Genomic DNA, 25,440 nt, shown 5'->3' with positions numbered 1-25,440 from the left:
TCAAACTTCTGGCGGCTGCAGCGGCCTGGGCCGGCGCTTGCCGGTGCCGCCCCAGCGCAGCGCGTCTTCGCCCGGAATGCCCAGCGGGTTGTTGACTGGCTCACTCAAAGGCGCCAGCAGGGCGTGCAGGTCGGCCTCGCTGAACTTGACCGCACCCTCGGCGTCGTGGCCCAGCACGCCCTGGGCCAGCGCGGCCTTGCGGGCCTGCAGTTCCAGCATGCGTTCTTCGATGCTGCCTTCCACCACCAGCTTGTAGACAAACACGGGCTGGTTCTGCCCGATGCGGTGGGCACGGGCGGTGGCCTGCTCTTCGACGGCGGGGTTCCACCACGGGTCGAGGTGGATCACGGTGTCGGCGGCCGTGAGGTTCAGGCCGAGGCCCCCGGCCTTGAGGCTCACCAGCAGGATGGGGGCGCTGGTTGCGTCCTGTGCCTGGAACTGCCGCACCACCGCGCCCCGTAGGCGCGGCGGCGTCTGGCCGGTGAGGGTGAGGTAGGGCAGGGCCAGGGTGTCGAGCAACTCGGCCGCCAGTGCCAGCATTTCGGTGAACTGCGAGAACACCAGCACGCGGCGGCCTTCGTCGACCAGGGCGGGCAGCATGTCGGCCAGCAGCTCCAGCTTGGCGCGCTCCATGGTGTGCGCCGTCTTCGTGGTGCCCTTCACCAACCTGGGGTCGCAGCAGACCTGGCGCAATTTCAGTAGCGCATCGAGGATGGTGATCTGCGCGCCATCAAAGCTCTGGCGCTCCAGCGCGCGGCGCACCTGTTTGTCGGCTGTGGTGCGCACGGCCTCGTACAGCTCGCGTTGTTTGCCCTGCAGCTGCACGCGCTGGATGACCTCGGTGCGCGGCGGCAGCTCGGTGGCTACATCCTGCTTGCGGCGGCGCAGGATGAAAGGGCGCACGCGTTGCGACAGCAGCTGTGCGCGCAGGGTTTCGCCGTTCTCCTCGATGGGCTTGCGCCAGCGGGCGTTGAAGCTGCGCACATCGCTCAGAAAGCCGGGCATCAAAAAGTCAAACTGTGCCCACAGCTCGCTCAGGTGGTTCTCCAGCGGCGTGCCCGTCAGGCACAGCAGGTGTGGAGCCTGCAGCTTGCGTAGGGCGCGGGCGCTGCGGCTGCCCGCGTTCTTCACCATCTGCGCTTCGTCAAGGATCAGCAGGTGGAATGGCTGTGCGGCCAGCGCTTCCACATCGCGCCAGAGCAGCGGGTAGGTGGTCAGCACCAGGTCGTGGTCGGCAATCTGCAGGTAGCGCTGGCCACGGCTCGCACCGTGCAGCGCCAGCACGCGCAGACCCGGGGCCATGCGGGTGGCCTCGGCCTGCCAGTTAAAGAGCAGCGAAGTGGGCAGCACGACGAGGGCGGGGCGGGTGAGACGGCCTGCCTCTTTCTCGGCCAGCACATGGGCCAGGGCCTGTGCGGTTTTGCCCAGGCCCATGTCGTCGGCCAATATGCCGCCCAGGCCCTGCGCGCGCAGGTACTGCAGCCAGGCCAGGCCCTCCAGTTGATAGGGGCGCAGTTGCACCTGAAGTCCCCGCGGCGCGGCCACCGGCTGCGGGGTGCCGATGGTGCGCAGGCGCTGGGCGAGCTGGGCCAGGCCCACGTCGCCCTGCAGCTGCCAGTCGTTGTTCCAGCCGTTGACCGTACCCACGCGGTGGGCCAGCACCAGCCCGGCGCGCAGGGCTTCGATGCGGCGGGCCTCCCACGCGCCCAGGTGCAGCGGATCGCCATCCTTGCGCTGGTTACGGGTCGGGTCGGTCAGCAGATCGACCATGGCGCCCACGATGGCCTTGAGCGGCCCGGCCGGCGCGTCGATGCGTTTGCCGCCCGGTGCGCGCAGCTTAATGATGGCCAGGTCGTCGATAGCGGCCATCTGCTGCGCGTTGAGCCAGCGCGCATCGCGGCGCAGCAGGTCGGCCAGCATGGGGGCTAGGTCCAGCGTTTCGCCGTCGATCTCGATCCCGAGGCTCAGCAGCCAGGCGCCTTCGCGCTCGGGCAGTTGCAGCTTTTGCACGGGGCGTTCGCGCAGGGCCAGCGGGCCGTCCACTTCCTTGCCCAGCAGTTCGCCCGTGTCGGGGGCGATCAGCAGCTTCCAGCGCAACACGGGCACGCTTTCGTGTGCAAAGCCGGGCTGCACCACCACGCTCCAGCCCTCGGCGCGCAGCAGCGGAACCACGTCGGCCCAGAAGTCGCCAAAGTGCGCCTCCTGCGCCAGCGTCCACACGGGGCCCAGCGTGGCAGCAGCGGCGCGGTGGCGCCATTGCAGCTTGCTCGCGTCCACGGGGATCAGGCCCAGGTCCCACACGCGGTCCATGGCGTCGGCCTCGGCGCCCAGGTTGCGCTGCATGCGCACCACCGGGCCGCCGGTGTCGAACAGGTCTTGCACGGGGGCGGGGCGGGCGTTGAGGATGGACGTGGGGGCAGGCGTCTGCCAGTGGGCTCCATCGTCAGTGCGGTAGGTCCAGTCAATCTGCACCAGCGTCACGCTGTCGCCGCGCGGCCCCAGCTTGCCCTGGGGCGCCATGCCCAGCAGGCCGTCGCCCCGGCCCAGGGTCATGAGGGTGATGCGCGGGCGGAAGTGGCCCTTAGCAACACCATCGGGTGGGGCTGACGCAGTTCGGTGGCTTCCCTCGCCCCGCAATTGCGCCATCACCTGTGCGGCTTCGGCATCGGTCAGCGGGGGCCGCGCTTGCAGGGCGGCGCTGTTGGCCCGGTTGCGCAGGGCCTGGGCCCATTGCGCGACCACATGGGCACGGCCTGCGGGGGGCGTGGGTGGAGCGGGCGACGGCGGCAGGCTGGGCATGGGCAGGCATTGTGCCCATGCGTGGTTGGCGGGGGCTAAGCGCCGCGTTGGGTGCCCAGCGCCAGCGCAAACAGCTCGTTGCGAAAGTGGATGCCCAGGCGGCTGAATGCGCGATTGCGGTAGGTTTTGACGGTGGGCAGGCTCAGGCCCAGGTCGCAGGCAATGCCCTCTTGCGTCATGCCTTGCAGCAGGCGGGCGCACACGTCCAGCTCGCGCCCGGTCAGCCCGGCGTGGGCGCGCAGCAGGCGTTCGCGCAGGGCGGGCAGGCTGTGGGACAGCGATGGCGGGGCCGAAGCAGCCGTCATTTCAACGCCTTGCGGCAGCGCGCCGGGGCGCTGGGCCAGGGCAATGTGTTTGCGGGTCAGCGCGAGCAGCACCGGGGCCATGCCCTCGAAGTCGCTGATCTCCCGGTCCTGAAAGGGCTTTTGGTGCTGGTGGCGGTAGAAGTTGACGGCGAACACCGAGCCGTCAGCTTCATGTTCGACGATGGACACGCGCTCAGCCATGCCATGGGCTTCGTACACGCGGGCCTGGTGTTCGCCACCCACTTCGCTGGCGGTGAGATGGCACAACCGGGTGCCGGGGGCGGTGACCGACGACTCACCCCAGGTACGGTCGGTCCGGTAGGGGCCCGACAGATACGCCCACCAGCAGTCCTGCGTGGTGTCCGGAATGCCGTGGCTGGCCGACATGAACAGCGTGGGCCGGCACTGGCGCCCCGTGCGGTACACCGACCACGAGGCGGCGGGCAGCACGGGCGCCAGCTCTTGCAGCATGCTGCGGGCAAACCCGTCATCACCGAGCCGGTGCACCATCGCGCCCAGCGCGGAGCCCGTGAGGTTGGGTGCAGGCGCCACGCGATTGTCGGCCGTGCTAGCTGGAAGCCAGTGCCTCATGGGTGGTGGGTGGGGTGCCAGGCAGGCGTTGTCATGCTGTCATCTTCAGGGATGACACGGGTCAAGCGCCACGGGACTTACGCTAAGCCCGCTGAACCTTTCTTGTCACCCGAAAGCTGGAGCCATGAGCGAAAACGTGCCTTTGATGGAACCCCGTCTGCGATTTTTTGCCGATCTGCGCGTGGAGGTCGGCACGCCGCAGGAAGTCGGCAGCACCGTGCATGGTTTGCGCCGGCTGATACCCATCACCGGCGGGCGGGCCGTGGGCGACGGCTGGCAGGCGAGGGTGCTGCAGGGTGGGGCGGATTTTCAGCTGATCGTGAGCAGCACCCTGGCCGAGCTGGACGCACGCTACACACTGCAGACGGACGCTGGCGACCTGGTCTACGTACACAACCGCGCGGTGCGATCCGGCCCGCCCGAACTCATGGCCCGGATTCTGCGCGGCGAAGAGGTGGACCCCGCGCAAATCTACTTTCGCTGCAGCCCGCGCTTTGAGACCGCTTCGCCCGCGCTGCGGTGGATCAGCGAGCGCATGTTCACAGGAACCGGGGCGCGTTTTCCAGACGCAGTGGTCATGCGGTTCTGGGAGCTGATGTAGCCGCGTCCATCGTATTTTGTTTTTTCCCCTTCGTTCACTGACTGCACACAACAACACCCTGGAGACTCTGTCATGACCTCTTTTTTCACGCCCACCCGCAGCCTGCCCCGCCCGTTCTCCCGCCGCCATGCACTGCGCAACGCGGGGGCCGCCGCGGCCGTGGTGGTGGCGGGCCTCGCGCCTGCCACGGGCGCCCTCGCGCAGGCGACGGACTACCCCAACAAGCCCGTGCGCATCATCGTAGGGTTTCCGGCGGGTACGGGGCCCGACATCGTGGCGCGGCTGCTGGCGCAAAAACTGTCGGAGGGCTGGGGCAACCAGGGGGTGATCGTGGACAACAAGCCCGGCGCGGGCGGGCTCATTGCCGCTGGCGAGGCAGCACGCGCTGCGCCGGACGGCTACACCCTGATGCTGGGTGAAACCGGGCAGCTCAGCATTGCCCCCAGCAGCTACAACAAACTGCCCTATGACCCTGCGAAGGACTTTGTGGCCGTGAGCCAGGTGGTGACGGCCGACTTTGTGCTGCTGGTCAACCCGCAAAAAGTGCCATCGCGCAACGTGAAGGATTTTGTGACCTGGACCCAGCAGCAAAAGGGCCTGTTTCTGGCTACTTTTGGCGCGGGCACGCCGGGGCATTTTGGTGCGTTCATGTTTGGCGATGCGGTCAAGCTCAAGCCCGAGCCGGTCCACTACAACAACACATCAGATGCGCTTGGCGGGCTCTTCAGTGGCGACGTGCAGGGCGTGTTCGCCACCGTGGGTTTGGGTGCACCCCAGGTAAAGGCTGGCAAGCTGGCCGCGCTGGGGACGACCGGAGCTACGCGCTCGCCCATGTTGCCCGATGTGCCAACCATCAAGGAGCAGGGCTACGCCAACCTGGAATTCTCATCGTGGTTTGGCATCGTGGCACCGACCCGCACGCCGCCCGAGATCGTCGCCAAGCTCCATGCAGACATCGTGAAAGCCGTTCAGTCGCCGGAAGGCAAGGCCAAGATGGAGGAAGCGGGGTTCCGCGTCACGGGCACCAGCCCGCAGGAGTTTGCGCGCACCATTGCAGCAGACACGGTGACCTGGGGCAAAGCTGTGGCGGCCACGGGTTTCAAGGCCGACTGAGCCTGCACCCGCGCTACCCGCGGCGGGCGTTCAGCACGTGAAGTCCGTGTGGAATCGCGGGGTTTACGTGCAGAGGATCGCTAGCGGGTCGGGGGCGCAGGCAACTGCAGCTGGGCCTGCTGGACCACGCGAACACAGTCCCGCACGTGCTGCTCTCCCAGATAGCGCAAGGTGGCGTAGCCCATGGCGGCTGCGACTGCCTGGCCTGCCAGCGGCACATATTTGGCGGCCTGTTTGGTCGTCAAGCGCAGGCCCACCGTCTGGGTAGCGCGTATGACGAGCTCCCGCGTGATCAGCTTGCCAATCAGCACCGAGCCCACCAGCGCCACGGCCTTTTGCACCTGCTCACGCTGGGTGGGATCCAACTGGTCGATCTGCGCTGGCGACAAGCCGAACTCGGTGTTGATACGGGGCAGCAGGCGCGACAGCAGCGCTGCATCCACCGCCCAGTCAAGGCCGGGCACCGGCACCGCGCTGGCGGCCGCGGCCACCAGGGCGCGCCGGTGCAGCAAACTGCGCGCGCGCCGTACTGCGGCCTCCAGGGCCGGGTTACCGGCCGCCATCTGTGATGCTGTAGGCATGGCCACCGTTTTCAGTGCTTGCCCTTGACCAGGGCGTAAATCACGAGCAGCACCATGGCGCCGACCACCGAGGCGATCCAGCCTGCGGCCTCGCCTTGCTGGTACCACCCCATGGCCACGCCCAGATACGTGGCCAGAAACGAGCCTGCCACACCCAGCAAGGCTGTCATGATCCATCCGAGCTTGTCGTTCCCCGGCTTGAGTGCACGGGCCAGAAAGCCCACGATCAGACCGATCAGCAGTGTTCCTATCAAAGACATCATGTTCTTTCCCCGTTGGGTAGTCAGTTGTGCGTGCGATGCCGGTACTGTAGGCAACGGCGGCTGTGGTGGGTGTCAGACAAGGCGCCCTGTGGCGGTACAAGGCTCAACCTTCAGGCGGCTGCCGCAATGGCCGCTCGAAAAGGCACTGCCCGAACCGGTGCGATGGCAGCACCAGGCCGGATATTTCATGCAGCTCGGCAGAGCAGGCGTAGCGCCCGGGCGGCAGGGCTGCATGCGCCGCCTGGGTGAGCAGGATCTGCCCGGCAGCTGCAATGTCTTCGCCCAGCTTGCATGCGCCGTTCATTTCGGGCCCGAAGAGATCTTCATCGGCAATCACGAGCGTGGGGCCGAAGCCGATGCCAGCGCTGACCAGCAGCGCCCGCTCCGGCGGGAGCACGGCGTTCATGGCGTCCAGTGCCCGCAGCGTGTCCAGCGCGGCCTCCAGCGCCTGTTCGGCCGTGGTGAACACCGCAAAGAGGTTGTCGGCCTCCTGCTTGATGACCTCGCCGCCGTTGCCGACGATGGCGGGCCGCGCCGCTTGCTCCATCTGGTGCACCATGGCCAGAAAGTGAATGATGCCGTGGCGCGCAGTGATGCGCGAGAAGCCGCACATGTCCAGCACCAGGATGGCCACATCCCGCACAAACGCCCGTTCGATGGCCGCGTCAATGGCGGCGGCCTGGGAGGGCTGCTGGATGCGGCGCGACAGCAGCCGGCGCAGGCTTTCCTTGTCATGCGGTGCGTCCAGCGGGGAGGTCGTGGGCTCCAAGGCGGTCATGAAAATCAAAGGGTGTGTGGGCGATGTCCGACATGGTAGTGCGCCAGATGCTGGCGGTGTCAACGCGCCGCGCGGCCTACAGTCAAACACGTTCCACTTTTTCCCGGCAAGGATCCCATGACACACGCTTTTACCCTGCGCGCTTTTCCTCTGGTGTTTGCGGCGGCGCTCACCGTGGGTATTTTGGCCGTGTATCCGGGACACGCTACTGCGCAGACGAACGACGAAGCGTCGCTGGCGCGGGGCGCGGTGCCGGACACAACGCCCCAGCAGCGTTACCAGACCGCCATCCGCGAGGCGGGAGGCGGCTTGAAAGTGAGTCTGGAGGAATGCCGCGCCATGGGCAGCCCGGAGCGCAAGGCATGCGAGGCGCAGGCCCGAAGCCGCTACCAGGCTGATATGGCCACCGCGAAGGCCATGCTGCGCGATCCGTCCGTGCGACCAGCGAATGTGGTGGGCGGGCCCATCCGGAGCACCGAAACCACCTACGAAATCAAATAAGCGCTGCTACCGGTGGGCGAGGCAGCCGCTCTTTAACGGCTCAAGGGGCTTTGGCGATGTCTTCGCCGGCGGACGCGGCCACACGGCGGGCGCCGTTGAAGCGGCGGGCCCAGTACGCCACGCCCATGTCTTCCACGCGGATCTGGGCGCCGCTGCGCGGAGAGTGGATGAACTTGTTGTCGCCCACATAGATGCCCACGTGGCTGAACTGGCGGCGCATGGTATTGAAGAACACCAGATCGCCCGGTTGCAGCTCTTTCTTGTCGATCACTTGCGTGGCGGCAGCCTGCTGGTCGGCCCGGCGGGGCAGCAGCAGGCCCACGGTCTGTTCATACACGGCGCGCACAAAACCACTGCAGTCAAAGCCCGTGTCGGCGCTGTTGCCGCCGCGCTTGTAGGGAATCCCCAGGAAGCCCATGGCGTTTCCGACCAGCGTAGACGCCTGGTCGGCCACGGTGTGGGCCTTGTCAGCCACCTTGTGGCCCGCGTCTTCCAGGCGGTTGAGCAGGCTTTTGTCGGTGATAAAGCGCTCCACCTCGTCAGGGGTGCCGGCCTGAGGGGCCGCATGCGCAAGGGGGGTACAAGCCAGGAGGAAGATGCAAAGCCATCGGAACATGGGGGCGAAGGGTACCACGGTATCCTTACATGCCAAACCGGCGCCCTTTTGCAAGTCCTTGATTTTGTTCAACTAAATCGAAGCTTCGGGTTTTTCCGGATGCCACCGGGGGGCCGGCGGACGCGCACGGGCGCTTGGGCGCCCTCACTGCTGGCAAGCCCCGGTTCCACGGATCAAAACGGAGTTCAAGTCCATGAAATTCATGCAAAAACTGCCACCGGCGCTTACTGGTAAAGCGCGAGTAGCTATTGTTTTGGTAGCGTTCGGCGCTTCCATCGCAACGGCCACATCCACGGCTGCACAAACTGCGTCGCCTGCGGTGGCGCTGGTGGCGGTGGCCCAGGGGCTGAAGAACCCGTGGGCGGTGGCCTTTTTGCCCCAGGGGCAGTTCCTTGTCACCGAGCGGTCGGGGCAGATGCGCGTGGTGAGCGCCACCGGGCAGGTGAGTGCACCGGTTGCGGGGCTTCCGGCCATCGCCACGGGCGGGCAGGGTGGCCTGCTGGATGTGGTGACCGACACGGCGTTTGAGGCCAACCGCCGCATCTTCTTCTGTTTTTCCGAGCCTGCAGCCCCTGGCGCACGGGGCAACAGCACGGCCCTTGGGCGGGCGACGCTGTCGCCGGATGCGCGCAGCCTGCAGGACGTGAAGGTGATCTTCAGCCAGCAGCCCAAGGTGGAAAGCAGCCTGCACTATGGCTGCCGCATCGTGCAGGCGGCGGACGGCAACCTGTTCCTGGCGCTGGGCGAGCGCTACCAGCGCAAGGACGATGCGCAAAAGCTCGACAACCACCACGGCAAGGTCATCCGCATCACGCCAGACGGCTCCGTGCCGCCTGGCAACCCGTTTGTCAGCCAGAGCGGCGCGTTGCCAGAGATCTGGAGCTATGGTCACCGCAACCCCCAGGGCGCCACGCTGGCGCCCGACGGAACGCTGTGGATGCACGAGCATGGGCCGCAGGGGGGCGACGAGATCAACCTGCCCCAACCGGGCCGCAACTACGGCTGGCCTGTGGTCACCTATGGCGAGAACTATGGCGGCGGCAAGATGGGCGAGGGCACGGCAAAGGCAGGCACTGAGCAGCCCCTGCACTACTGGGTGCCATCCATTGCGCCGTCAGGCATGGCGTTCTTGACCAGCTCACGGTATGGCGCAGCGTGGCAGGGTAGCCTGTTTGTTGGTTCACTCAAATTTGGCACCCTGCACCGGCTGGAAGTGGCCGGCGGCAAGGTGCGGCGCGAGGAAAAACTGCTGCAGGGCAATGGCGAGCGCATTCGCGACGTGCGCCAGGGGCCCGACGGCCTTCTTTATATGGTGACCGACAGCGCAGAGGGCCGGTTATTGCGCTTGCAACCCCAGTGAGAGAAGCGGCGGTGCTGAGAGGCCGAAGTGGCGCGGAAAATCTTGACTTAGGTCATGGCCACTGCAAGATCCACCGTGCAATTGCAGCAGGGCGGGGTGCTCCCGGGGGCTTGCCGGGCACTTTGCCGTTAGGCTGGTGCCATGCACGCCGAGACATCCTCCTCTTCGTCCCCCGCTTCATGGCCCCCAGCGCCAGCCACCATCGCCGATGACGCGGCGCCCCGCTCCCAGTTGGCCCTGCGCCGCGTGGCCATCGACACCTGGCGCGAAAACGTCGCCTACCTGCACCGCGACTGCGCCGTGTACCGGGCCGAAGGTTTTCAGGCCCTGTCCAAGATCGAGGTGCGCGCCAACGGCCGCCGCATTCTGGCCACGGTGAACGTGGTGGACGACCCTGCCATCGTGGGCTGCCACGAGCTCGGGCTGTCAGAAGATGCGTTTGCACAACTGGACGTGGACAACGGCCATACCGTGTCGGTGGCGCAGGCCGAGCCGCCCGAGTCCATGGGCGCGCTGTTCCGCAAGATCGCCAGTGAGCGTCTCACGCGCGAGGACTTTGGCGCCATCGTGCGCGACATTGCCAACCACCGCTATTCCAAGATCGAACTCACCGCCTTTGTGGTGGCCTGCCACCAGAGCGAGCTGGACCGCGAGGAAGTCTTTTTCCTGACCGACGCCATGGTGGCCAGCGGCAGGCGCCTGGACTGGCACGAACCGCTGGTGGTGGACAAGCACTGCATCGGCGGCATTCCCGGCAACCGTACCACCATGCTCGTGGTGCCCATCGTCGCGGCGCACGGCATGCTGTGCCCCAAGACTTCGTCACGCGCCATCACGTCGCCCGCCGGCACGGCCGACACCATGGAGGTACTGGCCAAGGTGGAGCTGCCGTTCGACCAGCTGGCCGACATCGTGCGCGACTACCGGGGCTGCCTGGCCTGGGGCGGCACGGCCAACCTGTCGCCCGCAGATGATGTGCTGATCTCGGTGGAGCGGCCGCTGTCCATCGACTCGGCCGGGCAGATGGTGGCATCCATCCTGTCGAAAAAGGTGGCGGCCGGTGCCACGCACCTGGTGCTGGACATCCCCATCGGCCCCACGGCCAAGGTGCGCTCCATGCCCGAGGCGCAGCGCCTGCGCCGCCTGTTTGAATACGTGGCGCGGCGCATGGGCCTGTCGCTGGACGTGGTCATCACCGACGGCCGCCAGCCCGTGGGCAACGGCGTGGGCCCGGTGCTGGAGGCGCGCGACGTGATGCGCGTGCTGCAAAACGACCCGCGTGCGCCCGACGACCTGCGCCAGAAGGCCCTGCGCCTGGCGGGCCGCCTGATCGAGTGCGACCCCGACGTGCGCGGCGGCGACGGCTACGGCATCGCGCGCGACATCCTCGACTCCGGCCGCGCACTGGCGCGCATGCGCGACATCATCGCCGCGCAGGGCGCCAAGGAGTTCGACCACAACAGCCCCAACCTTGGCGCGCTGCAATTCGAGATCTGCGCACCCGCCGCCGGCGTGGTGGCGGGCATAGACAACCAGCAGATCGCCCGCATCGCCCGCCTGGCCGGCGCACCCAAGGTGCAGGGCGCGGGCGTGGACCTGCTGTGCAAGCTCGGCGACGCCGTGACCCCAGGCCAGCCCATGTACCGCGTGCATGCGGGCTTCCCGGCCGACCTGGAGTTTGCCCGCCAGGCCAGCCATCGCGCCAGCGGCTACCGCATCGGCAGCGCCGACGAGGTGCCCCACGTGTTCGTGGAGTTCTGAGCATGGCCGCGCCCGACGCCCCCGCGGCCTGCCTGCTGCACTTCGGCGACGAACGCGCCGCCGCCGCCCGCCTGGCCGCCGCCTGCGGCCTTCCCGCGCTGGAGATCGCGCGCCACCGCTTCCCAGATGGCGAGCTCAAGCTCACCCTGCCCGTGGACGCCGCGGGCCAACTGCCCGCGCGCGCCGTGCTGCTGCGCAGCCTGGACCAGCCCAACGAAAAGCTCATCGAGCTGCTGCTGGCCGCGCGCAGCGCGCGCAGCCTGGGCGTGCGCCAGCTCACGCTGGTGGCGCCCTACCTGGCCTATATGCGCCAGGACATCGCCTTCCACCCCGGCGAGGCCGTGAGCCAGCGCATCGTCGGCCCCTTCCTGGCCAGCCTGTTCGACGCCGTGGTCACCGTGGACCCGCACCTGCACCGCGTCGCCACGCTTGACGATGCCGTGCCCGCCGCGCGCACCGTGGCCCTGAGCGGCGCGCCGCTGCTGGCCGACTGGATCGTGCAGCAGCGCCCCGGCGCGCTTCTGGTGGGCCCCGACGGCGAATCCGCCCAATGGGTGGCCCAGGCCGCCGCGCGCCACGGCCTGGAGCACGCCGTCTGCACCAAGGAGCGCCACGGCGACCGCAGCGTCACCATCCACCTGCCACCCGTGGCCGTGCAGGGCAGGGCGGTGGTGCTGCTCGACGACATGGCCAGCACCGGCCACACCCTGGCCCAGGCGGCGCGGCTGCTGCTGCAGGCGGGCGCTGCCTCGGTGGACGTGGCGGTGACGCACGCGCTGATCGACGCAGAGGCCCTGGCCGCGCTGCACGCGGCAGGGGTAGGAGAGTTCTGGAGCACGGATTGCGTGGCGCACCCTACGAACGCGGTGGCGATGGCGGTGGAGCTGGCGCGGGGGGTGGGGCAGTTGTGGGGCTTTGGGGCTGATATTCCCGGTTGAATGTGTTTGCCCGACTGGATATGTAGCACTGTCGGCCATGGTCCAGCAGCCGGTTTTCTGGTGGCTGGCTTGTGTGACACGACGGTTTGCAGCAGCCGACTCGTTCCAACTGCTGGTCAATTTTTGGCGAGCGACCGCTTGGGCAAGCATCGGGGGGTGCCAAAACTCCAAATTCATCGGCCCGATTTCACCCAACCCTTTGGGCAATTGCCTTGCCGGGCGGTCTGCGGCGTTACGGCGCTTGTGGATAGCCGAGCTGTACGCAGCGCCCCGTGCCTTGCATCCCAACCCAGCAAAGGACTCGTGCAACTCCAAAAAGACTTTGAACCAAGGCTCTTGGAAGATTTAGCGTGGCCCACAAGGGGCTCTCAGTCATGCAGATGCTCGGCTACAAACTGGCGAAAAATTCCCATGGCAGGCGCTTCAGTACGGTCGGCCAGGGTAACGAACGCAAAGTGTGCGCCCTCGTTCAACGCCGGAGTGATGGGCAACTCCACCAAGCTACCGTTGGCGATGGCTTCACGCGCAGGGCTGATTAGGCCGAGGAACACCGCGTCACTGCCGTGTACCGCGTGTAGCAAACTGTTGACATCGTTGCAGCGCAGGGTCACCGCGACCTGGGGATCCGCTGCGGGTCCATAGCGGGTGATCAGAAGACGTGCCAACTCCGGATTGAGTGAAGTCGACCCTAACGGATAGCGTTGGAGGTGTGCAAATGTAATGGGGGTGTTGAGCTTGGTAAGGGGGTGACCCGCGCGACAGATGAAACCACCGCGCATTTGGCCCAAATCTTCGATCAACAGGTCATCAGCTGGCGTGACGCTGCGTAGATCCACGACCAGTGCGTCGAATCCAAGTTCGCGCAAGCGCTTGGTCTGCAACTCGGGGGGCCTGATTCGAGGCTGACCTGCACTCTTGGATGCATGCAGGCCATGTAACGCAGAAAGGGCTGCATCAGCAGTGCAGTAGGCCCCGCGCCGAGCCCAATGCGGATGACCCCCAAGTAGCCCTCTTGCAATAGCTGTGCGCTGCGTTTTAGCTCAACGGCATCCAGCACCATGCGGCGCGCCCGGCTTGCAACGGTCTGGCCGAACGGCGTCAACTCGTTGCGCTTGCCCATTCGGTCTATCAGACGTGCTCCGAGGTCGTCTTCGAGGGTCTGGATGCTGCGACTCAGGGCGGACTGGGTGATGTGGCACCGCTCCGCGGCGCGGCTGAACGAACCGGTGTCCGCCACAGCCAGCAGGTACTCCAGATGGCGCAGGTTCATTTCGTTTGTCGCATGAGTTTTTTGAATGCATTCCGAATAAATTATGCATTAGACGCATTTGATCATGATTCATATGATTTCGCACGCTGTCGTCCAGGGCAGCAGCAATCATCCGGAGACAAATTCATGGGCGTTCAAAATTCCAGTATGGGCGACGTCGCGTTGCCGCCCACATCCCAGCGCGTATCGAACAATTCAACTGCCGCGAAGAGCAAGGTGCAGCCCCGCGTCGTGGCTGCAACAGTGGCGGGTAACGCGCTGGAGTTCTTTGATTTCACCACCTACGCGTTCTTCGCGGTGTATATCGGCCAGACCTTCTTTCCTGCTGACGAGCCGCTGGTCACAGTGATGCTGTCGGTAGCGGTCTTTGGCGTTGGCTTCATCACGCGCCCTTTGGGCGGGCTGCTGATCGGCTCTTTTGCTGATCGTGTCGGACGCAAGCCGGCCATGCTGTTGACCATTGCGCTCATCACGATCGGCACGATCGGCATGGCGCTCACCCCCTCGTACGCAAGCATCGGGTTGGCGGCACCCATCATCGTCATTGCCTGTCGGCTGGTGCAGGGGCTGGCCCTGGGCGGCGAGGTCGGGCCGTCTACGACGTATCTGATCGAGATCGCACCCCAGGGCCGGCGCGGCCTGTATGGCAGCTGGCAGCTTGCCAGCCAGGGCATAGCCTCGCTTGCGGCTGGCGTCGTCGGCATTGTGCTCACGCTGGCGCTAAGCAAGGAGCAGATGCTGGCGTGGGGTTGGCGTATCCCTTTTTTGCTCGGTCTGGCATTGATCCCCATTGCTTTCTTTCTGCGCCGCCACATGCCTGAGAGCCTCGAGCATCCCACGCATAGCGGACCCATCAAGAGCCCGCTGGCCGATATCCGGCACCATCTGCGACCGATCATGCTGGCGCTCATGGTAATCCTGGGTGTGACGATCTCGACCTATGCGGCGATCTACATGACCACTTATGCCGTGACCACGCTCAAGCTCTCCGCGACGATCGCCATGTCGGCGACCATCGTATTCGGCGTGGCGACCTGGGCGGGTGCGCTGCTGGGGGGCTGGCTGTCAGATCTGTATGGGCGCAAGCCGGTGATGCTCTGGGCTCGCGTGGCATTGTTTGTTCTGGTCTATCCGGCTTACATGCTGCTCATCGACCATACCAGCGTTGCCACTCTGGCACTGGCGACTGCGCTGCTGGCATTGCTCACGGGCATTGGTGGCGCGCCAACGCTGGTGGCCATCCCGGAGCTGTTCCCTGGCCATGTACGCGCGCTCGGGCTGTCGATTGCCTATGCCTTTGGTGTGGCGCTGTTTGGCGGCACCGCGCAACTGGTGATCACCTGGCTGATCAAGGTGACCAACAACCCGGCGGCGCCAGCGCTCTATGTACTTATCACCAGCTTGATCGCCATCGTCGGCATTCTGCTCATGCGCGAAACCGGCGGTGACAAGGAACTACAGAAATGATCACCAGGCGAATTTTTGCGGACTGTGAGTTCATAGCATGACTGTTCAAGACACCTTGCAGGCGGTACGCGCACACGAAGACGAATTCATCGCTTTGCGCCGTGATATCCATCAGCACCCCGAGCTGCCATTCGAAGAGCTGCGCACCAGTGATTTGGTGGCTGCGCGACTGCGGGACTGGGGTTACCACGTTGAGCGCGGCCTGGGCGGAACCGGTGTGGTCGGGCAACTCAAGCGTGGCGACGGCACGCGCACGCTGGGCCTGCGCGCGGACATGGATGCACTGCCGATCCAGGAGGCCACGGGGCTGCACTACGCAAGTCGCAACCAGGGCGTCATGCACGCCTGCGGCCACGACGGACATACGGCCATGCTGCTGGCGGCAGCCAAGGTGCTGGCAGAGCAGGGTGACTTCTCAGGGACACTCAACCTGATCTTCCAGCCCGCGGAGGAATACGGCACCAGCGACTGTGGCGCCGTGCGCATGATCAACGACGGCCTGTTCGACAAATACCCATGTGACGCTGTCTTCAGCATGCACAACATGCCCGGCTGGCCACAGGGGCACTTGATCTTTCGCGAAGGCCCAATGATGGCCTCCTCTGACAAGGTCTACATTACGCTGGTAGGCCACGGTGGTCACGGTGCTGTGCCGCACAAGGCAGCCGATCCGGTGGTGGCGGCGGCCAGCCTGGTGATGGCGTTGCAGACAGTGGTCTCGCGCAACGTCGATCCACTTCAAACAGCGGTGGTTACTGTGGGGGTGCTGCAATCCGGGCGCGCCAATAACGTCATCCCCGACAGTGCATATCTTGAGCTGAGCGTGCGCGCGCTCGATTCCGAGGTGCGCAGCCTGCTGCAGCAGCGCATTACCGAAATCGCCCACGCTCAGGCGCAGAGCTTTGGCGTTAAGGCTGAAATCGACTATCGGCGCGGCTACGCGGCACTGGTCAACAGCAAGGACGAAACCGACTTCGCCCGCCAGATTGGCAGCGAATTGGTTGGTGCCGAGCGCGTTGTGCTGCAGGCCCCGCCACTCACCGGCAGCGAAGATTTCGCTTTCATGCTGGAGAAGTGCCCCGGCAGCTACCTGTTGATTGGAAACGGGGATGGCGACAAGCTGGGCGCCTGCATGGTGCACAACCCGGGTTACGACTTCAACGACGCCAACCTGGCCATTGGCGCTGCATACTGGGCGCTGCTGGCGCGGCGTTATCTGGTTTGAACGATGGACCGCGCCGCTTTGGAAACGCTCCAGAGCTTTCTGGTAGGGCTCGACGCGCGCATGAAGCGCGCACACAAACGCGGCCGGGTGGCGCACTACATTCCGCAACTGGCCAGCGTTGATGTGCATCAGTTCGGGATCAGTGTGTGCCTGGCCAGTGGTGAGCAGCTGAGCGCGGGCGACGCTGCGACGCCGTTTTCGATCCAGAGCATCTCAAAGGTCTTCTCGCTGGCGATCGCATTGGGCCGTCACGGCGACCGGCTCTGGAAGCGGGTGGGCAAGGAACCATCTAACTACACCTTCAACTCGGTCATTGAGCTTGAGCAGGAAGGCGGCAAACCGCGCAATCCTTTCGTCAATGCGGGTGCACTGGTCACCACCGACGCCATGCTTGATGCGCCTGACGCGGGCGGCGGACTCGACGAACTGATGGATTTCGTTCGCACGGCGGCGGGAGATGACCGGATCTCGATTGATGAACAGGTTGCCGCCTCGGAATACCGCACGGCCTACCGCAACTTCTCCCTGGCGTACTTTCTACGCTCGTGCGGTAATCTGCACACCGAATGCGAACGGCTGCTGCAGATTTACTGTCGCCAATGCGCGATCGCGATGAACTGCCAGCAATTGGCCAGCGTCGGCCGGTTCCTGGCCGGCTTCGACTCCGCAGCCCACCTGCTGAACCCAGCTCAGGCACGCAGCATCAACGCCTTGATGCTGGTCGCGGGGCACTATGATGGTTCAGGCGACTTTGCCTATTCGGTCGGCTTCCCCGGCAAGAGTGGCGTCGGAGGCGGCATTCTTGCCGTCGTTCCGGGACATGCATCGATCGCGGTCTGGTCTCCTGGCCTGAATGCGTTTGGCAATTCACTGCTCGGCACGCGCGCGCTGCAAGAGTTGTCAGAGTTCACCGGCTGGTCGGTGTTCTGATGTGCAGACTTTATCGTTTGCCCCGACATGAACAGACCCGGATTTTGAGCAGGCTGGCTGGTTTGAATGGAGGTCGGTGAGACTGCCTCGCCGGCCGATTGCCGCCAGACTGCTTGGAGCGCCGGCATGGTCGGCCAGCCTGAGCGAGGCAATCCCAGCGACTCTGCGATGACTTTTCACTCCAGCTTGGCAAGACACTCCTGAATCAAGGGAGGCCCGGCAAGACCGGCCCATGTTGTTGTCCTTTGCGTCATCCCGGGTGGTCATGACGACCGCCGGCCCGGATTCCAGCGGGTAAAAGCATTGTTCAGAGCCAAGGGTTGCATGAAGCTACCTCCCATGCTCCTGCCAGCCAAGCGCGCTGGGGCCTGCCCGCAAAGTTCAAGATACGCCGGCAGGTGCAAAGCCCCCGGCGCTGCGCTACGGCTGCGACAATCCGGCCCTTGCACCCACACGAGAGAAAGACCCCCCCATGCTGCTTGACGCCACCGAATCCCAACTCGTCCTGGTTGATTACCAGGAACGCCTGATGCCCGCCATCTTTGAAGGCCCCGCCGTGCTGGCCAATGCCCGCCGCCTGGCCGAGATTGCCCGCATGCTGGACGTACCCGTGTGGGGCACCGAGCAAAACCCCTCGCGCCTGGGCGCTAACGACCCCGCTCTGCGCGCCCTGTGCCAGAACACCCTGGCCAAGATGCATTTCAGCGCCGCCGAGGAAGGCCTGGGCGAATGGCTGCGCCCCCCCGCCAAGCCGCAGCAGGGCGGCAACGCGCGCAGCCTGCCCAAGCACCTGCAAAAGCCCGCGCAGCAAGCGCCCGAACGCGGCACCATCGTCATTGCAGGGTGCGAAGCCCATGTCTGCCTGTTGCAGACCGCGCTGGACCTGATCGACGACGAGTTTGAAGTGTGGGTGGTGACCGACGCCTGCGGCTCGCGCACCGAGCGCAACCGTGATGCCGCCTTTGACCGCCTGGCTGGCGCAGGCGCCGAGCTGGTGACCACTGAAATGGTCGCATTTGAATGGCTGGGCAGTTGCGAGCACCCGGCGTTCAAGGATGTGCTGGCGCTGGTGAAGTAATTAAATCTTCAGTGTTTTTGACCTCCAGCGCTTATCCAGTAAGCGCTGGCAGCTATCAAAACTATAGTTTTCAAGCCGCGTCTTTGGGCTGCAGGGCGTGGCCCGATGCCGCCCAGCCCTCCAGTCCGCCCTGCAGAAAGCGCGCCTTGATGCCCGCAGCACGCAGGCGCAGCGCGGCGGCCCGGCTTACGTCGTGGCCATGGACACAGTACACGACCACTTGCGCACCCACAGGAATTTCCTGCAACCAGGTTCCAATGGCGGCCGGATCGCGCCAACGGGCGCCGGGAAGGGTGGTGGCGGCCCCGGCGTAGGCGCCCGCCCGGCGCACGTCGATGAGGTGCGCGGCCTGCTGCGCCTCCTGCGCCGACGCCTGCAGCCTGTCACTGGCAGCAGTCACCGCAAGCTGGTAGCGGCTATAGACAGCAGCCCAGTCGATGGTGGCGAGGAGGGTTTCGACAGCGGCCGCTGCCTCCAGTGGGTCATGCCCGGACTCATCCAGCGTGAGCAGCGGCGTGCCGCTGACCGAGGCACGCTCGTTCACCAGCATCCCGCTATCGTCCTGAAACGCCAATTGCAGCGCGCCAGTACCGCCATCGCGTGCTGCCGCCACGAGCTGCGCATGCCAGTGTTCCAGGCTGCCAAAGCTGGCGGCCAACGCCAGGGCCATGCCGGGTGGAAGGGAGGAGGTGCCAGAGAGTGCTTGCATGGGATGTCCTCGAAGCGTCATGGGGTTGGATTCAGGCGAGCCAGGGCCTGAACAACGTCACCGCCAGCCCGACCACCGCGCACGCCGCCAGCAGGCTCAGCACGCCGGTCTTGAAGCGGAACAGCGCCACACCGGCTGCGAGCGCGATCACGGCCGACACCGCATCCATTGCCGCGCCAAAGCCTTGCGGCCACAGCAGGTGCCAGGCAAAGAACAGCGCCAGGTTCAGGATCACGCCCACCACGGCGGCGGTGATGGCCGACAGCGGCGCGGTGAAGCCGAGCTTACCGTGCGTGGCCTCCACCACCGGACCGCCGGCCAGAATGAAGATGAACGAGGGCAGAAAAGTGACGAAGGTGACCACCACGGCGCCCGTGGCGGCACCGGCAAACAGCGCGTCCGGCCCCCACACCTGCTGCAGCCAGGCGCCGACAAAGCCCACAAAGGCCACCACCATGATCAACGGGCCGGGCGTGGTCTCGCCCAGGGCCAGACCGTCGATCATCTGCGGGCCGCTGAGCCACTGGTAGTGTTCCACCGCGCCCTGATACACGTAAGGCAGCACGGCGTAGGCGCCGCCAAAGGTCAGCAGCGCGGCTTTGGTGAAGAACCAGCCCATCTGCGTGAGCGTGCCTTGCCAGCCCTGCGTGGCCACCAGCACGCCCATGGCTGCCAGCCACAGCAGCAGGCCCGCCGCCAGCACCTTCGCCAAGTGGCTGCGCGAGAAGCGGGCGTGGGCAGGCGTGGGCGTGTCGTCGTCGATCAGCGCCGGGCCGTAGCCCTTGTGGGTATTGCCATGTCCGCCACCGAGTGCGAATACGGCGGGCCAGCGCTTTGCACCGAAGTAGCCGATGAGCCCGGCCGCCAGCACGATGGCCGGGAAGGGCGTGTGGAATGCAAAGATGGCCACGAAGGACGCGGCGGCGATGCCCCACATCCAGCCGTTCTTGAGCGCGCGCGTGCCGATGCGGTGCGCGGCGTGCAACACCAGCGCTGTGACGGCGGGCTTGATGCCGTAGAAGATGCCCGCCACCACCGGCACATCGCCAAAGCGCAGATACACCCAGGACAGCGCGATCAGGATGAACAGCGAGGGCAGTACAAACAAGGCGCCCGCCACGATGCCGCCCCAGGTGCGGTGCAGCAGCCAGCCGATGTAGGTGGCCAGTTGCTGCGCCTCGGGGCCGGGCAGCAGCATGCAGTAGTTGAGGGCGTGCAGAAAGCGCGTCTCGCTGATCCAGCGGCGCCGCTCGACCAGCTCGGTGTGCATGATGGCGATCTGCCCGGCCGGACCGCCGAAGCTGATGAAGCCGAGCTTGAGCCAGAAGCGCAGGGCCTCGCCAAAGCCGACGGCGGCGGGGCGCTCCAGGGTGGGGGCGTTGGCGGATGTTGTCATGCGGCGAGGGGGTTTGAGGGGAGGGGCGCGGCATACAGCGCGTCGAACACGGCGGCGGCGGCCTGGGTCAGCTGGTCGTCATCGGCATGTACCTCGCGCAGCCCGGCCAGCACGGCTTCCAGGCCCGCAGCCTCGGGCACGGGGATGCCGCCCACATCCAGGTAATGCACGACCCGGGCCAGGCGCTGCAGCCGGGCGTCGGCACGATCCAGGTCAAAGCTGGCGGCCAGCACCTCAAAGCTCACACGCGCGCCCACATGGGTGAAGCGGGCACCGTCAAAGTCAAAGCCCAGTGCGCCGCGCGGCGCCTGGGCCGGGTCCTGCAGCCAGACAAAGACCGCGCCCGGATCGATGAAGCGGCGGATCAGCCAGGCGCAGGCCAGGCGGTCCACCCAGGGCCGGGCGCGCGTGGTCCAGCGCCGGTTCTGGAACTTCGTGCGGTCCAGGCGCGCAATGCCATGCGCAGGCTGGGCCGCCGGTTCGCCTTTGGAGAAGCAGGCATCCACCGCCTGGCGCAGTGTGGCCAGGTCGGCATCGGCCTGGGTGGCTGCGCTGCCGGGGTAGTAGTCGGTGCGGTGCAGCGCCTGCAGCGCGTCGGCAATGCTGCGCAGGCGGCGGCGGGCATCGGTTTCGCTGAGCTGCGCCAGGTCGGCCTGCAGGGCGGTGGCGGTGTCGCGCCACTGGGTGAAGGCTTCGGTGCGGTCAAACAGCGCTTCAATGGCGGCGCGCTGGGCGTCATCGGTGGCCGCCATGCTCAACACCATGGCCGTGCCGCCGTGCTCGCGAACCTGCTCGGCCACGGGGGCCAGCAGGCCCGCGTGTTCCCGGGGCAGCAGATAGGCACCATCGCGCAGGGCCGCGCAGCCCAGCGTTTTGAGATGGCGCCAGATGCGCAGCCGCACCGCATTGGGCTGTGTGGGCAAGGTCATGATGAGGGTGGACCACATTGTGTGAAGTATATGCGTTGATTATAGAAATATATATTTCTTAAATCTACGCCACAAAACACTCTATTGAGTGAAGGCACCCCTCGTCAGCTTGCCGCAAGTCCGTTATGAATAATTATGAATTCAGAACCCGCCACCCCGACGGACCCGAAGAGATGCCGAGGAGACAAGCCGCCATGACCGCCTACGCCGACTTTTACCGCCAGTCCCTGGCGCAGCCTGACGCCTTCTGGGCCGAGCAGGCCCGCCTCATCGACTGGCAGACGCCGCCGCAGCAGGTCTGTGACTACAGCAAGCCGCCGTTTGCCAAATGGTTTGTGGGCGGCACCACCAACCTGTGCCACAACGCGGTAGACCGGCATCTGGCCACACGCGCCAGCCAGGCGGCGCTGGTGGCAATCTCCACCGAAACCAACACCGAGCGCAGCTACAGCTTTGCCGAGCTGCATGCCGAGGTGCAGCGCATGGCAGCCGTGCTGAAAAGCCTGGGCGTGCAGAAGGGCGACCGCGTGCTCATCTACATGCCGATGATTGCCGAGGCAGCGTTTGCCATGCTGGCCTGCGTGCGCATTGGCGCGCTGCATTCGGTGGTGTTTGGCGGCTTCGCTTCGGGCTCGCTCGCTTCACGCATTGAAGATGCGGAGCCGGTGGCCGTGGTCAGCGCCGATGCAGGCTCGCGCGGTGGCAAGGTGGTGCCCTACAAGCCGCTGCTGGACGAAGCCATTGCGCTGTCCAGACACAAGCCCGCCGCCGTGCTGATGGTGGACCGCGGCCTGGCCCCGGCCGCCATGCGTGCCGGCCGCGACCACGACTGGGCCGCCCTGCGCGAGCAGCATCTGAACACCGTGGTGCCCTGCGAATGGGTGGAATCCACCCACCCCAGCTACACGCTGTACACCAGCGGCACCACGGGCAAGCCCAAGGGCGTGCAGCGCGACACGGGTGGCTACACCGTGGCGCTGGCTGCGAGCATGAAGCACATCTTTGATGCCAAGGCGGGCGACGTGTACTTCGCCACGAGTGACATCGGCTGGGTGGTGGGGCACAGCTACATCGTCTACGGCCCGCTGATCGCGGGCATGACGACCATTATGTACGAGGGCCTGCCCACGCGGCCCGATGCCGGTGTGTGGTGGAGCATTGTGGAGAAGTACCAGGTCACCCACATGTTCTCGGCCCCCACGGCGGTGCGGGTGCTGAAGAAGCAGGACCCGGCCTATCTGGCCAAGTACAACGTGAAAAGTCTCAAGGCCCTGTGGCTGGCGGGCGAGCCGCTGGACGAACCCACGGCCCAGTGGATCAGCGGCGCACTGGCCGTGCCCATCATCGACAACTACTGGCAGACCGAAACCGGCTGGCCCATCCTGACCCTGGCCAACGGCGTGGAGCAGCAGACCACCCGCTTTGGCAGCCCGGGCAAGGCCATGTATGGCTACCACGTCAAGCTCATTGACGAGACCAATGGCGAAGAGCTGACCGGCGCCAACCAGAAGGGCGTGGTCGCCATCGAAGGGCCGCTGCCCCCCGGCTGCATGCAGACCGTGTGGCGCGACGATGATCGCTTTGTGAACACCTACTGGAAGAGCATCCCCGGCCGCCTGATCTACAGCACGTTTGACTGGGGCATCCGCGATGCCGACGGCTACCACTTCATCCTGGGCCGCACGGATGACGTGATCAACGTGGCTGGCCACCGCCTGGGCACGCGCGAGATCGAGGAATCCATCTCGTCGCACCCCAACATTGCCGAGGTGGCCGTGGTGGGCGTGGCCGACAGCCTCAAGGGCCAGGTGGCCATGGCGTTTGCAGTGCCACGTGATGCCTCGGGCCTGACGGACGACGCCGCCCGCCTCAAGCTCGAAGGCGAGGTGATGAAGCAGGTGGACAACCAGCTCGGCGCCGTGGCGCGTCCATCGCGCGTGTACTTTGTGACCGTGCTGCCCAAGACCCGCAGCGGCAAGCTGCTGCGACGCGCCCTGCAGGCCGTGGCCGAGCGGCGCGACCCGGGCGATTTGACGACGATGGAAGACCCTGCCGCGCTGCAGCAGGTCAAGGAGCTGGTGGGGTAAAGAATACCCCGGCGCGTGTACCAGGCAACTGACGGTTTGGGAGCCTCGACAGCGAAAAGCGGGGCCAGTGGCTCGCTTGGTACACTGGCCCCGATTTTTTTGTAGCAAGAAGTATCCGAAGTCTTTGGTGCCCTCGGCTGCAGCGCCTGCCATGCACCACCACACCATTTTTGATACGCCGGTCGTCAACACCCTGCTGCGCGGGCTGTCCGTCGCCATCCTCAAGGCCACGGGCTGGAAGGTGGAGGGCCAGCTACCGCAGCACGCCGCCAAGAGCGTGCTGATTGCCGCACCCCACACCAGCAACTGGGACCTGCCCTACACCCTGATGCTCGCCTTCGTGCTGCGCCTGCGCGTGTACTGGATGGGCAAGCAGAGCATCTTCCGCTGGCCCTTCGGTGGCCTGATGCGCTGGCTGGGCGGCATTCCGGTCAACCGGGGCCAGGCCAGCAACCTGGTGGCCCTGTCGGCCCAGGCCATGCGCGACGCCGACGGCCCCATGCAACTCATCGTGCCGCCCGAGGGCACGCGCGGCAAGACGCGGCACTGGAAGACGGGCTTCTACTTCATCGCCCAGCAGGCGGGCGTACCCATCGTGCTGGCGTTTGTGGACTACGAGCGCAAGGTCGGTGGCCTGGGCCCGCTGTTCCAGCCCACAGGCGACGTGGAGGCCGACATGGCCGACATCAAGGCGTTCTACGCGCCCATCAAGGGCAAGAACCCGGGGCAGTTCGAGGCCTGATGTATTCAGGAAAATTTGAATGAAATTGGCCTCTGGCGCTTATCCAGAAAGCGCAGGAAGCTATCAATAGTGAAGTACTTCAGGGCGCAGAAACGCAACACTGTAATAGTGCTTCCCAAGCGGGCGAACGGCTAGCAGCGGTCTAATCATCAGTCAAGCTGACCCGCCTCCGGCGGGTTGCCCCATTCATGCCTCACTTTCCGATAGCACGTTTCATTGCTTCCAGAACACAGTGGATCATTTGGCTGTGCACAATTTTCAGCCTGAGCGCACCCATTCTCCGAATCATCCCCCTCCATGAATTTGAAGATGTGCAATGGGCGCTGGAGCTGATCTCCCATTGGCAGTGGGTGTATCTGGTGGCGGGGATCACTTGTCTCGCGGTGCTGGTGGTTGCAAAGCGCGCCTGGTGGCCGCTCATACCTTCCCTTGTTCTGGCCGCTACGTTCTTTGTGCAATCCGGCACGCTGGACCGCAGCACCGAGCCTGTGGGGGCCAGGCCTGTGCTGCAGGTGGCCACCGCCAATCTGAACTTTGACACCACGGATTTCAGCGGCTTGGTGGGCTGGCTGGTGTCTGGCGAAGCGCCAGATGTGGTGTTTCTGCAGGAATTCACGGGGCAGGCACAGCAAGCCCTTCAATCGCCAGAAGTTGCCCAACGGTACCCGCATCGCGTGGAGGCACCGCAACCCGACCAGTTTGGGCTGGCCATTCTGTCGCGCTACCCGCTGTCAGAGGTGCAGAAGGTGGAGCCTGCAGACATGCAAGCCACCCTGCGGCTGCGGGCCACGGTGACTTGGGCAGGCGGCCCCGTTCGCCTCAGTGCGATTCACCCCATGCCGCCTCTGAGTGCAACCTACGCGCAACTCCGGGACCAGGCCTTGGTCGAGGAAACGCACCATTTGTCGCAATCGGGCGGGCTGGCCTTGATGGCGGGGGATTTCAACACCACGCCTTGGGCAAAGGGTCTGTTGGCCATTGATTCGCAGCTCAGGCGCGCCAGCGGTTTGGCAGGGAGCTGGCCCAACGCGTTTGGCTGGTTGTCAGTTCTGCCGCTCGACCATGTTCTGGCATCCAGGGGGTGGCAGCTTGTGGACTCTGGCCATGGGCCAGATTTGGGCTCTGACCATCGCCCTGTGGCCGTACGGTTGGTGGCGCGATAGCGCTCGCTTCACTTACTCCATCGATTTCAAGGCTTTTTGGCCTCTAGCGCTTATACAGCAAGCGCTGGCAGCTATCAAAAACAGAGTATCTTGAAGCTAAAGCCCCACGCTGCGGCGGTCGATCTTGCGGCTGAGCACGATGCTGGTTTGCGTTTGGTGTACCCAGTCTGATCTGACCGATCTGTCCGAGCAGGGCGTCGAGCCGCTCGTGGCTATTCGCCGATTGGCGCGCTACAC

At 65.5% G+C, this 25,440-nt stretch carries 22 protein-coding genes and 2 pseudogenes; 13 read left to right on the top strand and 11 right to left on the bottom strand.

Features of this window, described 5'->3' with window-relative positions:
- Both KYG_RS20815 and KYG_RS20810 read right to left on the bottom strand, forming a co-directional pair.
- Window positions 1–2,799, bottom strand: a complete 2,799-nt coding sequence (locus tag KYG_RS20815) for a DEAD/DEAH box helicase (protein ID WP_008906909.1) — start codon at window positions 2,797–2,799, stop codon at window positions 1–3.
- Window positions 2,800–2,834: 35 nt separating this feature from the next.
- Window positions 2,835–3,695, bottom strand: a complete 861-nt coding sequence (locus KYG_RS20810; protein WP_192810338.1) for a LuxR family transcriptional regulator — start codon at window positions 3,693–3,695, stop codon at window positions 2,835–2,837.
- Between the two features lie 124 nt (window positions 3,696–3,819).
- Here KYG_RS20810 and KYG_RS20805 point away from each other — a divergent pair, with 124 nt between their 5' ends.
- Window positions 3,820–4,296 carry a DUF3237 domain-containing protein gene (locus KYG_RS20805; protein ID WP_008906907.1) on the top strand — a complete coding sequence of 159 codons (477 nt, stop codon included), beginning with the start codon at window positions 3,820–3,822 and terminating at the stop codon, window positions 4,294–4,296.
- A gap of 72 nt (window positions 4,297–4,368) precedes the next feature.
- A complete protein-coding gene (locus KYG_RS20800) occupies window positions 4,369–5,409 on the top strand; it encodes a tripartite tricarboxylate transporter substrate binding protein (protein WP_008906906.1) in 1,041 nt (346 codons plus the stop codon).
- Between the two features lie 80 nt (window positions 5,410–5,489).
- Here the strand turns inward: KYG_RS20800 and KYG_RS20795 are convergent, their stop codons facing one another.
- The 3 genes from KYG_RS20795 to KYG_RS20785 form a co-directional block, all read right to left on the bottom strand.
- Complete coding sequence (locus KYG_RS20795; protein WP_034695661.1) at window positions 5,490–5,990, bottom strand: hypothetical protein; 501 nt, start codon at window positions 5,988–5,990, stop codon at window positions 5,490–5,492.
- Between the two features lie 11 nt (window positions 5,991–6,001).
- A complete protein-coding gene (locus KYG_RS20790) occupies window positions 6,002–6,253 on the bottom strand; it encodes a GlsB/YeaQ/YmgE family stress response membrane protein (protein ID WP_008906904.1) in 252 nt (83 codons plus the stop codon).
- 103 nt (window positions 6,254–6,356) lie between these two features.
- Complete coding sequence (locus KYG_RS20785) at window positions 6,357–7,031, bottom strand: adenylate/guanylate cyclase domain-containing protein (RefSeq protein ID WP_008906903.1); 675 nt, start codon at window positions 7,029–7,031, stop codon at window positions 6,357–6,359.
- Between the two features lie 117 nt (window positions 7,032–7,148).
- Between KYG_RS20785 and KYG_RS20780 the strand changes: the two genes are divergently transcribed.
- Complete coding sequence (locus KYG_RS20780) at window positions 7,149–7,532, top strand: hypothetical protein (RefSeq protein ID WP_008906902.1); 384 nt, start codon at window positions 7,149–7,151, stop codon at window positions 7,530–7,532.
- Window positions 7,533–7,572: 40 nt separating this feature from the next.
- Here the strand turns inward: KYG_RS20780 and KYG_RS20775 are convergent, their stop codons facing one another.
- A complete protein-coding gene (locus tag KYG_RS20775; RefSeq protein ID WP_008906901.1) occupies window positions 7,573–8,148 on the bottom strand; it encodes a C40 family peptidase in 576 nt (191 codons plus the stop codon).
- Window positions 8,149–8,341: 193 nt separating this feature from the next.
- Between KYG_RS20775 and KYG_RS20770 the strand changes: the two genes are divergently transcribed.
- The 3 genes from KYG_RS20770 to KYG_RS20760 all read left to right on the top strand — a co-directional run bounded on the left by KYG_RS20770 (window position 8,342) and on the right by KYG_RS20760 (window position 12,207).
- Complete coding sequence (locus KYG_RS20770) at window positions 8,342–9,508, top strand: PQQ-dependent sugar dehydrogenase (protein WP_034695631.1); 1,167 nt, start codon at window positions 8,342–8,344, stop codon at window positions 9,506–9,508.
- Window positions 9,509–9,649: 141 nt separating this feature from the next.
- The gene (locus KYG_RS20765) at window positions 9,650–11,269 is read left to right on the top strand and encodes a thymidine phosphorylase family protein (protein ID WP_369750104.1); all 1,620 of its coding nucleotides are present in this window, start codon (window positions 9,650–9,652) and stop codon (window positions 11,267–11,269) included.
- A gap of 2 nt (window positions 11,270–11,271) precedes the next feature.
- A complete protein-coding gene (locus tag KYG_RS20760; RefSeq protein ID WP_008906898.1) occupies window positions 11,272–12,207 on the top strand; it encodes a ribose-phosphate diphosphokinase in 936 nt (311 codons plus the stop codon).
- Window positions 12,208–12,575: 368 nt separating this feature from the next.
- Here the strand turns inward: KYG_RS20760 and KYG_RS20755 are convergent.
- Window positions 12,576–13,477 (bottom strand): annotated as a pseudogene (locus tag KYG_RS20755) (LysR family transcriptional regulator).
- Between the two features lie 126 nt (window positions 13,478–13,603).
- Between KYG_RS20755 and KYG_RS20750 the strand changes: the two are divergent.
- The 4 genes from KYG_RS20750 (at window position 13,604) to KYG_RS20735 (ending at window position 18,177) form a co-directional block, all read left to right on the top strand.
- On the top strand, window positions 13,604–14,944 hold the full coding sequence (locus KYG_RS20750) for an MFS transporter (RefSeq protein ID WP_034695628.1): 1,341 nt from the start codon (window positions 13,604–13,606) through the stop codon (window positions 14,942–14,944).
- Window positions 14,945–14,981: 37 nt separating this feature from the next.
- Window positions 14,982–16,169 (top strand): M20 aminoacylase family protein, encoded by a 1,188-nt coding sequence (locus KYG_RS20745; RefSeq protein ID WP_008906896.1) that lies wholly within the window; start codon window positions 14,982–14,984, stop codon window positions 16,167–16,169.
- A gap of 3 nt (window positions 16,170–16,172) precedes the next feature.
- Entirely contained in the window at window positions 16,173–17,099 is a 927-nt protein-coding gene (locus KYG_RS20740) for a glutaminase (RefSeq protein WP_008906895.1), read from the top strand.
- 472 nt (window positions 17,100–17,571) lie between these two features.
- Complete coding sequence (locus KYG_RS20735; RefSeq protein WP_008906894.1) at window positions 17,572–18,177, top strand: isochorismatase family protein; 606 nt, start codon at window positions 17,572–17,574, stop codon at window positions 18,175–18,177.
- A 70-nt stretch (window positions 18,178–18,247) separates the two neighbouring features.
- On the opposite strand, the gene KYG_RS20730 is transcribed toward KYG_RS20735, so the two are convergent.
- From KYG_RS20730 to KYG_RS20720, 3 genes are read right to left on the bottom strand one after another with little or no spacing between them, the layout of a single operon-like run.
- Window positions 18,248–18,886: a rhodanese-like domain-containing protein gene (locus tag KYG_RS20730; RefSeq protein ID WP_160165358.1), complete on the bottom strand. Its 639-nt coding sequence runs from the start codon at window positions 18,884–18,886 to the stop codon at window positions 18,248–18,250.
- 31 nt (window positions 18,887–18,917) lie between these two features.
- On the bottom strand, window positions 18,918–20,282 hold the full coding sequence (gene chrA / locus KYG_RS20725; protein WP_008906892.1) for a chromate efflux transporter: 1,365 nt from the start codon (window positions 20,280–20,282) through the stop codon (window positions 18,918–18,920).
- Window positions 20,279–21,229 carry a chromate resistance protein ChrB domain-containing protein gene (locus KYG_RS20720; protein WP_008906891.1) on the bottom strand — a complete coding sequence of 317 codons (951 nt, stop codon included), beginning with the start codon at window positions 21,227–21,229 and terminating at the stop codon, window positions 20,279–20,281. The genes chrA and KYG_RS20720 overlap by 4 nt, the downstream gene beginning before the upstream one ends.
- A 155-nt stretch (window positions 21,230–21,384) precedes the next feature.
- On the opposite strand from KYG_RS20720, the gene KYG_RS20715 reads away from it, so the two are divergent.
- The 3 genes from KYG_RS20715 to KYG_RS20705 all read left to right on the top strand — a co-directional run bounded on the left by KYG_RS20715 (window position 21,385) and on the right by KYG_RS20705 (window position 25,203).
- Complete coding sequence (locus KYG_RS20715; RefSeq protein WP_085942637.1) at window positions 21,385–23,298, top strand: propionate--CoA ligase; 1,914 nt, start codon at window positions 21,385–21,387, stop codon at window positions 23,296–23,298.
- A gap of 151 nt (window positions 23,299–23,449) precedes the next feature.
- Window positions 23,450–24,040, top strand: coding sequence for a lysophospholipid acyltransferase family protein (locus KYG_RS20710; protein WP_034695658.1), 591 nt, complete (start codon window positions 23,450–23,452; stop codon window positions 24,038–24,040).
- A 311-nt stretch (window positions 24,041–24,351) separates the two neighbouring features.
- Window positions 24,352–25,203 (top strand): endonuclease/exonuclease/phosphatase family protein, encoded by an 852-nt coding sequence (locus KYG_RS20705; protein ID WP_008906888.1) that lies wholly within the window; start codon window positions 24,352–24,354, stop codon window positions 25,201–25,203.
- A 96-nt stretch (window positions 25,204–25,299) separates the two neighbouring features.
- Here KYG_RS20705 and KYG_RS25305 read toward each other — a convergent pair.
- Window positions 25,300–25,417, bottom strand: a pseudogene (locus tag KYG_RS25305) (AsnC family transcriptional regulator); the annotation flags it as partial.
- Window positions 25,418–25,440: the final 23 nt, after the last annotated feature.

Origin of the sequence: Acidovorax sp. NO-1, assembly GCF_000238595.1 — a bacterium.
Classification (GTDB): domain Bacteria; phylum Pseudomonadota; class Gammaproteobacteria; order Burkholderiales; family Burkholderiaceae_C; genus Acidovorax.
This window is presented reverse-complemented; position numbering and strand designations above follow the sequence as displayed.